This is a genomic window from Aquitalea sp. S1-19 (genome assembly GCF_024343515.1).
Genome location: NZ_RJTZ01000009.1, coordinates 41,935 through 54,598, shown reverse-complemented (window position 1 = coordinate 54,598; position 12,664 = coordinate 41,935). Strand labels below are relative to the sequence as shown.

Genomic DNA, 12,664 nt, shown 5'->3' with positions numbered 1-12,664 from the left:
TCAGGCTGCTGTAACGCTCGGCAATAAACTTGCGCTTGACCTTTCGGGTGCGCGTCAGCTCGCCATCGTCGGCATCCAGTTCTTTATGCAGTACCAAAAAGCGCTTGATCTGCGAGCCGGCCAGGCGCGGATCGTTTGCCAAAGAGCGGTTCATCTTTTCTATGCACTCGCGCAGCAGCGCATAAACCGGCGCTTGCGCCGCCAGATCGGTGTAGCCGGTGTAGGCCATGCCGCGCTTTTCGGCCCAGCTTCCCACCGCGCTCAGGTCGATATTGATAAAGGCGGTGGCAAAATCACGGCCATCGCCAAAAGCCACCACTTCCTTGATGTGCTGGAAGAATTTGAGCTTGTTTTCCAGCAGCTTGGGCACGAACAGGCTGCCATCGGACAGGCGGCCGACATCCTTGGCGCGGTCTATGATTTTGAGCTGGCCGTCGTCGTCGAAATAGCCGGCATCCCCGGTATGTACCCAGCCGTCAGCCGTGCGCGTGTCTGCCGTGGCATCATCACGTTTCCAGTAGCTGTGAAAGGTGCCGGGGCCACGAAACAGGACTTCGCCGCTGTCGGAAATTTTGACTTCGACGCCGGGCGCAGGGACGCCGACCGTATCCGGCCTGACCTTGTCGTTGGCCTGCACGCAGACCATGACATAAGCCTCGGTCTGGCCGTACAGCTGCTTGATATTGATGCCGATGGCGCGAAAGAAGTCGAACAGCTCGGGGCCGATAGCTTCACCGGCGGTATAGGCAAGCTTCAGGCGGGAAAAGCCCAGCACATTTTTGACCGGGCCGTAGATGAGCGCCTCGCCCAGGCGGTAGCCGACGCGGTCCCAGAAACCCACCGGCCGGCCCTCCAGAATATCGGTGCCGACGCGGCGTGCATGCTCCATAAAATAGTGGAACAGGCTGTGCTTGATGGGGCTGGCGTCCTCCATGCGTATCATAATCTGGGTCAGCAGATTCTCGAACACGCGCGGCGGCGCAAAATAATAGGTCGGGCCGATTTCTCTCAGATCGGTCATGACCGTGTCGGACGACTCGGGACAGGCGACACAAAAGCCGGTAACCAGCGACTGGGCGTAGGAAAACAGGTTGTCGCCCACCCAGGCCATGGGCAGATAGGCCAGCACCTCTTCGTCTTCGGTCAGCCCCTCAAGTTCTGCCGCATTGCGTGCGGTGGTCACCATGCTGCCATGGGTGTGCACCACGCCCTTGGGGGTGCCTGTGGTGCCCGAGGTGTACAACATGATGGCCATATCCGCGGCCTGGCTTTGCGCGACAAGCTCGGTAAACAGTTGCGGCTTGCTATCGTTCAATACCCGGCCACTGCCCAGCACTTCGGCGATGTCGTGCAGCTTGTCGTTCAGGTAGTGGCGCAGGCCTCGGGCATCGTCATAGACGATGTTTTCCAGTTGCGGGCACTGTGCTTCGACTTCCAGCAGCTTATCCACCTGTTCCTGATCTTCCACCACGGCAATTTTTGCGCCGGCATCGGCCAGCACAAAGGCCATTTCACTGGCAATGGCATCCTGATACAGGGGAACGGGAATGGCGCCAAGGCACTGGGCTGCCAGCATGCTCATATACAGGCGCGGGCGGTTATCCCCGATGATGGCGAGGCGGTCGCCACGGCCAAGGCCCAGCGATTGCAAGCCCAGCGCCAGCGCGCGCACCTCCTGCTCGACATCATGCCAGCTCAGCGTTTGCCAGATGCCCAGATCCTTTTCCCTTAAGGCCGGACGCGTCGGGCGGACCCGGGCGTGATGCAACAGATACTTGGGGAAGGTGTCCGGCAGCGCCTGCTGCGGGGTGGACGCGATTTCCATGTCTTTGTCTCCTCATGCCCACTCGCATGCGTGGCGGCGCGGGTCTGGGTGGTGGAAGGTTGCGGGAAAAACAGCGCTTAATAAGGATAAAAGCCGTGTCCGCTCTTGCGCCCCAGCTGGCCGGCGGCGACCAGTTGCACAAGCAAGGGGCAGGCGCGGTATTTACTGTCGCGAAACTCGGTGTGCAGGATGTCCATGATGGCAAGGCAGGTGTCCAGCCCGATCAGGTCGGCCAGCGCCAGGGGGCCGATCGGGTGGTTCATGCCCAGCTTCATCACCGTATCCACATCAGCTGCACTGGCAATGCCTTCATACACGGTGAACGCCGCCTCATTAATCATCGGCATCAGGATGCGGTTGGAGACAAAGCCCACGCCGTCCTTCACTTCGACCGGCGTTTTGCCCAGCGTCCTTGATAGCGCCATCACGGCGGCGCAACTGGCGTCGCTGCTTTGCCGTGCACGGATGACTTCAACCAGCTGCATCAGCGGCACCGGGTTCATGAAATGCATGCCGATGACCCGTCCGGGCTGGGTGACCCAGGATGCGATGCGGGTCAGCGAAATGGACGAGGTGTTGGAGGCCAGCAAGGTCTGAGGCGACACGATGGCATCAAGCTGGCGAAAGATCTGCTCTTTTACAGCCAGGTCTTCGCTGGCCGCTTCGATCACGATCTGGACCGAACGCAGGCTGTCCAGATCGGTGCTGCCATGGATGCGGGCCAGGATCGCATCGATGGCTGATTCGGCCAGCAGCCCTTTTTGCGCCATGCGCGACAGGCTGTGGCGTATCGTTGTCAGGGCGCGGGTGAGGGCGTCTTCGCTGATATCGCAAAGCCTGACTTCAATGCCGTGCATGGCCAGCGTCTGGGCGATGCCGTTACCCATGGTGCCGGCGCCGATTACGCCTGCCGTGCTGATGTTCATAAGGAGTCCTCTGGTCGCTTGCCTTTTTGCCATTTCAAATTAATTGCCGCTTACGTTAACGTCAACATGCTTTTGTGTTATCTTGACGTTAACGTAAAGCACTGTTGTTTTAGATACACACTTGGGTAAAAGGAAAGCACCTATGAAACAAGTGGCACGCAAGACCACATTCAGCATCAGCGAGCTGGCCGAAGAATTTGATATCACCACCCGTGCGCTGCGTTTTTACGAGGATCAGGGCCTGCTCAGCCCCGAGCGCGACGGGCAGCGGCGCATCTATACCCGGCGCGACCGCGTGCGCCTGTTGCTGACGCTGCGCGGCAAGCGCATTGGCTTGTCGCTACAGGAAATCCACGAATTGTTCAGCCTGTATGACGCGGCCAGCGACGACGAGCCGCAACTGATGGAATTCGTGAAAAAGCTGGAAAAACGCGAGCAACAACTGCGCACGCAAATGGATGATATCCGCCTGGTGCTGGGTGAAATCGGCCAGCTCAAGGCGCAGTGCGAACACTTTATGGCGCGGCGTACCGGCGATGTGCCGGCCTGATGCCCCGCAAACAGACGATGAGCGCCAGCATTACTTATGGTTTATGACCATCACGCGCGGCATGGGCCGCAAGACAACAAGGAGAAAGCAATGCAGCAAGACCCTATCGTAATTGTCGGCATGGCGCGCACCGCCATGGGCGGTTTTCAGGGCATGTTTGCTGGCCTTAGTGCCAGCGAACTGGGGGCGGTGGCCATTCGTGCGGCTGTTGCGCGCGCCGGCCTTGCGCCGGAGTCTGTCGAGGAAGTCATCATGGGCAATGTGCTGGGCGCAGGGCAGGGCCAGGCACCGGCACGTCAGGCCTCGCGTGGCGCCGGCTTACCGGATGCGGTCAATTGCACCACGCTGAACAAGATGTGCGGCTCGGGCATGAAGGCGGTGATGCTGGCGCACGATATGCTCAAGGCCGGTTCGGCGGATGTGATGGTCGCCGGCGGCATGGAGAGCATGAGCAATGCACCCTATGTGGTGCCCAAGGCGCGCACCGGCTTCAGGCTTGGCCATGGCGAAATCAAGGATCATATGTTTCTTGACGGGCTGGAGGATGCTTACGACAAGGGTACGCTGATGGGCGTATTTGCCGAATTGTGTGCCGAAAAATACGGCTTTAGCCGGCAGGCACAGGACGCCTATGCCATAGCATCGCTGATGCGCGCCCAGGCCGCAGTCGAAGCCGGCGTCTTTGGCGCTGAAATCGCGCCGGTCACCGTAGCCAGCCGCAAGGGCGAGCAGGTGCAAAGTGTGGACGAGCAACCGCTCAAAGCCAGTGCCGACAAAATCGCCACGCTTAAGCCAGCATTCAAAAAAGACGGTACCGTGACTGCAGCGAACGCCAGCTCCATCTCGGACGGGGCGGCAGCCGTGGTGCTGATGCGCCAAAGCGAAGCCATGGCGCGCGGCCTAACCCCGCTGGCACGCATCGTGGCGCATGCCACGCATGCGCAGGAGCCGGCCTGGTTTACCACGGCACCGGTCGGTGCAATACAAAAACTGCTGGCCAAGACCGGCTGGAGCGTGGCAGACGTGGACCTGTTTGAAGTGAATGAAGCTTTTGCCGTGGTCGCCATGGCGGCCATGCTGGAACTTGATCTGCCGCACGACAAGGTCAATATCCGTGGCGGCGCTTGCGCGCTGGGCCATCCGATCGGTGCCTCCGGCGCACGCATTCTGGTGACGCTGGTGTCGGCGCTGCAACAAACGGGAGGCAAACGCGGCGTGGCCAGCCTGTGCATAGGCGGGGGTGAGGCCACTGCACTTGCATTGGAGCTTGTTTGATGGGCATGTCCAATGGCTAGAAATGCCAGATTTCTCCGGGATGCGGCCGCAGGGCCCAGCAGAGATGGTGAAGACCGGGCCTGATGAACTGTGTCCGGATAATACCGTCGTAAGAAGAGCAATGGCTGGGGCATGGCCGGCTTCTGCCCAGCCGCCAGCTGAGCTTTATAGCAGTGGCGTATAGTCATAAAACAGCCCGGAGAACTCCGGGCTGTTCTGCATCAGGCAAGAGGAACTTAGAGGCTGTCTTGAAAAGCCAACGGCAAGAGAATCAAGCCCCTGAGCATGGCATGTGATTTAGATTGACTTGCCTGACGGATCTGAGTGAACAACAATGGCGTCGCATTTAAAGGATGCAGGAACAGGATGCAGCTGCCACGAGGGACATCAGTCGCTCTCACCCAACCAGTGGCGGTAGATAGTTAGCGCAACGGCCAGCAAGGTCGGCCCGATAAAGAGCCCGATCACGCCCCAGGCCAGAAGGCCGCCCATCACCCCCATAAAAATCACGAACAGGGGCATTTGTGCGCCCTGGCTTATCAGTAAAGGGCGCAAGACATTGTCGACGGTGTTGACCAGCAAGAAGCCCCACAGCAACAGGAAGATGCCGTAATTGTTGTCGCCCACGTAAAACAGCCAGCCGGCTGCCGGCAGCCATACCAGAAGCGTTGGCAACTGGGCAACGGCAAACACAAAGCACAAAAAACCCAACGCCAGTGCACCGGGTATCCCGGCGATCAACAGGCCGATGACGCACAAGATGGTTTGCGCCAATGCCGTACCCACCACGCCGTTGGACACGCCACGCACGGTGCGTGCAATCACTTCAGCCAGACCGTCGGCCGGTGCGCCGCCCAGTTTGCGCAAGGTAAGATTGGCGCCGTCCCATAGCTTGTCACCATTAATCAGCAAAAGACCGGAAATCAGGATGGCAAGAATGATTTCCAGCAGGCTAAAGCCGATGCTGGCCCCTTGCTCCAGTATCCACAAAGCGGCCTTATTGGCGGTTGGTCGCAGCTTTTCAATAAAACCGGGCACATCGGCTTGCACCGAGAGCCAGAACGCATTGAGCTTGTGGCCGATCAACGGAATGGTTTCCAGCCAGGCTGGAGCATGCGGCATCGGGGTGTGCCCCAAGGTTTCCAGTGTCTGGGTGTCTGGCAGACTGTGCGCCAGTTTGACGGCCATCACGCTGATAGGCGCGGCAATGGCAATCATCAGTATCAGCACAATGGCGATGGCGGCCAGTTTGTCACGGTTGCCCATATGCTTGGCCAGCCAGCGGTAGTAGGGCCAGGTCGCAATGGAAATGATCGATGCCCAGATCAGTGCGCCAAGAAAAGGCTGGATCACCTTAAGGCAGGCGGCCAGCAGTAGCAGTACGGCGGCAATACGGATGGCCGCCATCACATTGAAGCTTTGTTTGTCGGTGTTCATGGCAGTCAAGTTCAGATCAGGAATGAATTTATCATGGCATGCGGGCAAGAAAAAAACCGGACACTTGAAGTCCGGTTCTCGCTATGCAGGTATGCCGCTCAGGGCAGGCGTTGCAACAGGGCGGGGCCATCCACAAAACCGACGATAACCGGCTGTTGCTGGCCCTTGGTATCAAACACGATCAGCCCGGGCGGGCCGAACAAGCCAAAGCGCTTAAGCAGTGCCTGATGGTCGGCATTATTGGCCGTGACATCGGCGCGCAGGCGCATAAAACCAGCTAGCTTTGCCACGACGGCAGGGTCTTTAAAAGTGACTTCTTCCAGCTCTTTGCAACTGACACACCAGTCGGCGTAAAAGTCGACAATCACAGGTTTGCCGGCAAGCCTGGCTTCTGCCAGCGCCTGATCCAGCGCGTCCACGCTGGCAATGTCTTGCCAGGGCTGGGCGGCTGTTGCGGCATCTGCTTTTTGTCCGGCCAGAAAGCCCAGTGGCTGGCGCGGATTGCTGGCGCCGGCCAGCATGCCGACAAGCTGGGCTGCACCTAAGAGAAACAGCACGATACCGAGCGCCTTGCCCAGCTTGTTACGGTAGCCGGCATTGGGCGGCAAACTCTCGAAAGTCTTGAGAAAGACCGCGCAAGCTATGGCCAGCGCACCCCAGAGACCCAGCACCAGAAATGCCGGCAAAAAAGGCGTCGCCAGATAAAGCGCCAAGGCAAGCATCAGCACGCCAAAACCAGCCTTGACGACTTTCATCCACGCGCCGGCGCGCGGCAGAATATGGCCGCCAAAAGTACCGATCAGCACCAAGGGCAGGCCCAGCCCCAGCGCCATCATATAGAGTGCGGCTCCACCCAGTACCGCATCCCCGCTTGCTCCGATATAACCCAGCGCCAGTGCCAGTGGCGGTGCGACACAAGGTCCGATCAACAAGGCCGACAACATTCCCATCAGCGTGACGGTGGCCAGCTGGCCGCCGCTAAGCTGGTTGGAGGTGCTGGCTAGCCGGCTTTGCCAGGCGGCAGGTAGCTGGATGGAGTAAAGATCGAACATGGACAAGGCAAAAGCCACCAGCAACAAGCTGGCGCTCAAAATCACCGCCGGTTGTTGCAGCCAGACCGTCAACAGCGAACCGGTCAGCCCCGCAATCACCCCGATAACGGTGTAGGTCAGGGCCAGACCCTGGACATAAGCGAATGACAGGACAAAGCCGCGCTGTCGGGTAAGCGTGTGCCCTTGGCCGGCAATCAGCGACGAGATAATCGGTAGCAGGGGATACATGCAGGCGGTCAGCGCCATTCCCAGCCCCGCGATAAAAAACATGGACAGCGTCGCCAGCCAGCCTTGTGCAGACAGATCATTATCCGTCATGCCTGCCGGGGGTGGAGTCTGGGGCTTGGCGAGCCAGTCGGGCAGCCAAGATTGCCCCAGCTTGATGGTGCGGGTGTCCGGCGGGTAACACACACCGACATCGGCGCAACCTTGCAGTTTGACTTTGAGTGTCAGTGCCTCGGGTGCATGAGCCAAAACAGGCACGGTGACCGCAACTTTGCCGGTATAGATGCGCTGCAAGCCAAAATAAGGATCATCCTTAAGCTTGCCATCGGGAAATACGGCCGCGCCTATCATGCCGGGCGGTTCGCTGGTGACAGAAATGCGCTCGCGGTATAGGTAGTAGCCGGGTGCCACATTGAAATTAAGCGTCACCACGCCGCCCTGACGTTCAGCCTTAAGCGCAAAGGCCTTTTCCTGGCTGAGCAGATCATCCTGGCTTAGCGCATGAGCGGGCAGGCTGAACAGGCTGCCAAGCAAGACAATCAGGGCAAAGAAAAATGTTTGCCAACGGCTGAAAAAAAGAGAGATATGCATGCGCGCATTGTCCCGTCGAGGGGACTAACTTGCAAGCGCATTAATCGGCATGGGATAACTGGTTGCGTCCTGCATGCTTAGCGGCATACATGGCAGCATCAGCTTGGGCAATCAATGCCTCAATACTTACAAGGGCCGGCAAGCCGGACTGGGCAATGCCGAAGCTCATCGATAAAACTGTGCCGTCCGGCATGCCTGTAATGTGCATCCCCGCCATTTTTTGCATGACATCGCGCACCAGCATCTCTGCTTCCACCGCCTCGGTCATAGGCAATAGCAACAGAAACTCCTCGCCGCCCCAGCGGGCGCAGTAGTCGGTTTGACGCAGGCGTGACAGCAATAAATCGGCAACCCGCTGCAGTACAAAATCGCCCGTTTCATGGCCTGCAGCATCATTGATGCGCTTGAAATGGTCGACATCCCCCAGTACCACGCAAAATGGCCGGCCACCACGCTGCTGGCGAGCCAGTTCTTCGCGTAGCCGGGCCTGCATATAGCGACGATTATAAAGCCCCGTCAGCTCGTCTTGTTCTGATTGCTGGCGTAACTCTTCATTCAGTTGCTGTAGCGATTGCTGGTAGCGGTCCGAAATGCGCAGCAAACGTTCCAGTCGCTTCATTTGCTGCTCATGGCGCCCGGCGTAGCTCATGCCCCGGTCGTGCTCGGCTTTCTGGTAGCGGTCGGAAATGCGTGTCATCCGCTCTAGCTGTTCGGTATGAGCGCAATAAAGGCTATACAAGCCATCCAGCGCCTGATAGAGCGGATGCCCCTGCCATTGCGGGTCTGCAAGCAAAGCGCGGATGGTGTCATCCAGATCGGCAGGCTTGGCCATGATGGTTATCCTGTGTACGCCATGATTTCAAAAGGGAAGCTGCAATCTTCGCTAAACTCCTCCGCCAGTTCGGCCACCCGCTCGTTCTCTGGCTGGTAATGCCAGACCAGGCGGATATCGCGCCCCGCAACAAATGCCTCTTCGGCACTATCGAAAATATCCATCATGATGCGAATGCTGCTGGTATTGAGGTAGAGCAAGCCGATATCCAGTTGCAAAGGCAGGCTGCTATCGCCGAGATAGGCTTGGACCCAGTCAAGAACTGGCTGAAAAAATTCGAATGCATTTTCCGGGTAAGAGTCCCCCGACATATGCAGCACGCCGCGGGCGGTGTCTGTACGGATGCACGGCGTCGATGTCGTTGCAGGGATATTAAGGTCGAGCATATGAATCACCGTCCTGTTTCAAATAACGATCTGCAGGCTGAAAAAACCGTATTGCTCATCCAGTACTTGCAAGGCCGCTGCCGGCGGCTGGCTGGATTTGCGCGCCATATCGATCAGGCCTAGCCCTGCGCCAGTCGTCGCACCAGCTTCGCGTGGTGCACGCAGTTGCAGCTTGTAGGCGGCTTTCAGTTCTGCTTTATCCATCCCGGCCAGTTGCTCGACATGGCGGCACAGCGCTTCACCATCGGCAAGATGGAGCACATTGCCGGCACAGACTTCATAATGGCCGTCGCTGCGATGCGAAATCACAACCGTGCCGCTGGCCATGGCATCGGGCAAACCTTTTTGCCGCGAATAATGGCGTATATTCTGCGTCAGCTCAATGTAAATGCTGAATACATCGGCAATGGAAGAGGATGAGGCCTCCAGCGCCTCAAGATGGCGGCGCAACGCCTGACCGATTTCTTCGATCAATGTGGCAGAAAACAGCCCGTTAAAACTGAGCAAGATAGCGTTGCTATCGAATGTCTCGCGTAGCGCAAGCAGGTCTTGTGGTTTCATTTTTAGTCCTCACAGGGCAGGGGCAGGCTCGCATCAACGCCAAAAACGGCAATATCATCCATTTGTGGCAAGGCTTGTTGATAATCAGTCAATACCTTTTGCAAATAAGCACTTCGCTCAGTCCAGGGCAGGGCCTGCAACTGGGCCAGCACAGCCTCGAAGCGACGGCGGCCAAAACCATAGCCTGCTTCGCCGCCATTCTGGTCAAGCAGGCCGTCGCTGCTCAGATAAAGAGAGAGCTCAGTGCTAAGCGGCAGGGTATGGTTGATCGCCTCTACCACGCGCTTTTCACCCAGCGCCCGGCGAGCGCCGCGTACGACATGAACGCCTGAGGCATCGACGCAATAAAGATCCATATGGGCACCGGCAAAGGTCAAGCTGCCGGCCTGCCGGTCTATATGGCAAAAAGCAGCATCCATAGTGCTGCTGATGCGCGTGGCAACCGCATCGCTACTGAAGCGCGTACGCGCTAAGGCATCCATGCGCATCAGCAGGCCGGCCGGATCGTCGGCCGAACCGTCGACCAGCGCATTCTGAAAAGCGGCATGCGCCAGCATGGTCATTAAGGCGGCGGAGACGCCATGACCGGCACAATCGATCAGGCCGAACAGATAACCGCTTCGGGTCGGCACAAAGATATATAAATCGCCGCTGACGACATCGCGCGGCAACCATAGCAGGGCATGCTGCTGTGCCAGCGTCTGTTGCAGCGCGCGATCCGGCAAGATGCCATGCTGAATCAGGCTGGCGTAACGGATATTGTCGCTAATTTTTTTATGTGCCTCGGCCATTTCGCTATTGGCACGACTGAGCAACAAGGTGCGCTCGCTGACTTTGTCCTCCAACTCCAGCGTATGGGTGCGGACTTGCTGGGCCATCTCGTCAAAAACATGCGCCAGCTCGCCAATCTCGTCATTGCGCGCCATGGCAGATTTGACATCATAATTGCCGGCAGCCAATTGCCTGACATTGCCCGTCAACCGGGCTATCGGCTTGAGTACCAGATGATCCACGCCCAGCATCAATAGCAGCAATGTCAGCAAAACCAGCAGCAGGATGGCAGTAGCCATACCCCATAGCAGCTTGCTATCGATCAGGTGGCCAGCCATCGGGTCGATCGCGGACACAGTGAACCATTCCAGCTCCGGCAACATGGCCAATGCCAGAATTTGCGGCTTGCCATCCAGTGTGACCGGCAGGGATTCCAGACTGGAGCTGCCAGCCTGCAAGCGTCGCAATGCCTCGCTCAGCGCCGCCGCATCGCCATCCCCCGTGAGGTAATACGCAAGCATCTGCCTGTCCAGTGCCTTTTTGCCTGCCAGATTGTAGGCAATGCGTGCGGGGTTGGCGTGAGCCAGAATCGCGCCCTGACGGTCGATTATCAAGCTACTGACGCCAGGCAAGCTATTGCGGACATAGTCATGCAAGAACCGGGTCAGATCGAGTCCGGTACCTACTATACCCAGATGGCGCCCGCCCTCGGTGACCATGACATTGATCCAGACCTTGGTCACCTTCATATGCTCATCATGATTCACATTCAGATTGAGCGCATCAGCCCGTTTGAGGCTGGAAAAAAACCATGAGTCGGCAGGTGTCGTCGATGACAGCTTATAGCGTGGCTGCGCGCTAAAAGGCTTGATGTCATCATTGAAAAAGAAGTGCTTGGATTGTGCGCTGCTGACAAAGTAAGAGTGGTCGGTAAACAGCTTGCGAAAGGATTCCGCATCGGCAAAAAAAGGCTTCTGAAGCGAGGGGTTGGCATCATCGCGCATAAATGCACGGGTGGCTGGCGAGTCAGCCATTTTTTGAGCCAGAACAAGCTCGCGCTGGACGGGAATGAACAGGTTTAGCCGCTTCAACTCAACGTGGCTGCTGATATAGGACGTGGCAAAATGTACGCGCACCCGCTCCATCAACATCGCGCCAGCACCTAGCATCAGCGCCATAATGCCCAGCGCAAGCAAAATGGCAACGGCAAGCATCTTGCCGCGTACGCCATGAAATCTTGACCGGGTAGTCGGAGGCGTTTTGGCTGAGGCTTGAAGCATGAGTTTTCCGAGTTTGGGTGGCTAGCTATGCATTGTAAATTTAATTATATTGCTATGCATCATCTGTGCATAGATTAATATGCACGCCAATAGCATCATCAAAACAAAGGACACGATTCTGCCCGCCATACACTTTGCTCATGCCAACAGTTTCCCGGCCAGTATTTACCGCAAAATGCTGGCCGTACTCGAGCAACACCATACCGTCGGCTACCTGGATACGATAGGCCATAACCCGCTGTTTCCGGTTAGTGACTGCTGGCCGCATCTGGTACGTGAAACCGTTGCCTATATAGAGGAGCACTATCCGGCGGCAGTCTATGGCGTGGGGCATTCATTGGGTGGATTTTTGCTGTTTTATGCCGCCATTGCCCGGCCGGATTTATTCAAGGGCATTGTGATTCTGGATTCTCCGCTGATGGGGCCTTTGCGCTCGCGCGGCATTTGGCTAGCCAAGAAGCTGGGCTTTATCCATAAGCTGACGCCGGGAAAAAACACCTTGCAGCGGCGTGATAACTGGGCCGAGACCGACATGATGCACGACTACTTCGCGCGCAAGGCCTTGTTTGCCCGCTGGGATTCGGAATGTTTGGCCGATTATGCGCGCCACGGCAGTGAAAGCAATGAAAAGGGCGGGGTGAGGCTGAAGTTTCGCCCCGCCATAGAACACGCTATTTATACCACCTTGCCACATGATCACCCTCGCTATCGCGGTCAGCTTAAAGTGCCAGGCGTGTTTGTGGCCGGCACCCAGTCCGGGGTATTAAAGCGCGGCGACTTGCGCTGGATGCAACGCCACTTCGGTCTGAGTGTTGAGCACCAGGCCGGTTCACACCTGTTTCCACTGGAGCATCCGCTGGAAACAGGACGCCATATTCTGGAGATTGTTGCCGCTATGGAAAGCCGGCAGCTGAGAGAAAAATGAAAAAAGCCCTGCCTTGAAACAGGCAGGG

General features: G+C 57.6%; 11 protein-coding genes. 3 read left to right on the top strand and 8 right to left on the bottom strand.

The features are described from left to right. On the bottom strand, positions 1 to 1,825 hold a 1,825-nt coding region (locus EGI20_RS02665; protein WP_498629407.1), incomplete at its 3' end, for an AMP-dependent synthetase/ligase. Positions 1,826 to 1,902: 77 nt separating this feature from the next. Next, the gene (locus EGI20_RS02660; protein WP_498629405.1) at positions 1,903 to 2,751 is read right to left on the bottom strand and encodes a 3-hydroxybutyryl-CoA dehydrogenase; all 849 of its coding nucleotides are present in this window, start codon (positions 2,749 to 2,751) and stop codon (positions 1,903 to 1,905) included. Between the two features lie 142 nt (positions 2,752 to 2,893). Here EGI20_RS02660 and EGI20_RS02655 point away from each other — a divergent pair, with 142 nt between their 5' ends. After that, on the top strand, positions 2,894 to 3,301 hold the full coding sequence (locus tag EGI20_RS02655) for a MerR family transcriptional regulator (protein ID WP_498629404.1): 408 nt from the start codon (positions 2,894 to 2,896) through the stop codon (positions 3,299 to 3,301). A 90-nt stretch (positions 3,302 to 3,391) separates the two neighbouring features. Next, positions 3,392 to 4,576, top strand: coding sequence for an acetyl-CoA C-acyltransferase (locus tag EGI20_RS02650; RefSeq protein ID WP_498629402.1), 1,185 nt, complete (start codon positions 3,392 to 3,394; stop codon positions 4,574 to 4,576). 387 nt (positions 4,577 to 4,963) lie between these two features. Here EGI20_RS02650 and EGI20_RS02645 read toward each other — a convergent pair whose 3' ends face one another. The 6 genes from EGI20_RS02645 to siaA all read right to left on the bottom strand — a co-directional run bounded on the left by EGI20_RS02645 (position 4,964) and on the right by siaA (position 11,711). Continuing rightward, a complete protein-coding gene (locus EGI20_RS02645) occupies positions 4,964 to 6,013 on the bottom strand; it encodes an AI-2E family transporter (protein ID WP_498629401.1) in 1,050 nt (349 codons plus the stop codon). Positions 6,014 to 6,111: 98 nt separating this feature from the next. After that, entirely contained in the window at positions 6,112 to 7,881 is a 1,770-nt protein-coding gene (gene dsbD, locus EGI20_RS02640; RefSeq protein ID WP_498629399.1) for a protein-disulfide reductase DsbD, read from the bottom strand. Between the two features lie 40 nt (positions 7,882 to 7,921). After that, positions 7,922 to 8,713 (bottom strand): biofilm regulation diguanylate cyclase SiaD, encoded by a 792-nt coding sequence (gene siaD / locus EGI20_RS02635; protein WP_498629397.1) that lies wholly within the window; start codon positions 8,711 to 8,713, stop codon positions 7,922 to 7,924. A gap of 5 nt (positions 8,714 to 8,718) precedes the next feature. Beyond that, on the bottom strand, positions 8,719 to 9,099 hold the full coding sequence (gene siaC / locus EGI20_RS02630; protein ID WP_160796960.1) for a biofilm regulation phosphoprotein SiaC: 381 nt from the start codon (positions 9,097 to 9,099) through the stop codon (positions 8,719 to 8,721). An 18-nt stretch (positions 9,100 to 9,117) separates the two neighbouring features. After that, a complete protein-coding gene (gene siaB, locus EGI20_RS02625) occupies positions 9,118 to 9,660 on the bottom strand; it encodes a biofilm regulation protein kinase SiaB (RefSeq protein ID WP_498629395.1) in 543 nt (180 codons plus the stop codon). Positions 9,661 to 9,662: 2 nt separating this feature from the next. Continuing rightward, positions 9,663 to 11,711 carry a biofilm regulation protein phosphatase SiaA gene (gene siaA / locus EGI20_RS02620; RefSeq protein WP_498629393.1) on the bottom strand — a complete coding sequence of 683 codons (2,049 nt, stop codon included), beginning with the start codon at positions 11,709 to 11,711 and terminating at the stop codon, positions 9,663 to 9,665. Between the two features lie 79 nt (positions 11,712 to 11,790). Here siaA and EGI20_RS02615 point away from each other — a divergent pair, with 79 nt between their 5' ends. Next, positions 11,791 to 12,636: an alpha/beta fold hydrolase gene (locus EGI20_RS02615; protein ID WP_498629392.1), complete on the top strand. Its 846-nt coding sequence runs from the start codon at positions 11,791 to 11,793 to the stop codon at positions 12,634 to 12,636. Positions 12,637 to 12,664: the final 28 nt, after the last annotated feature.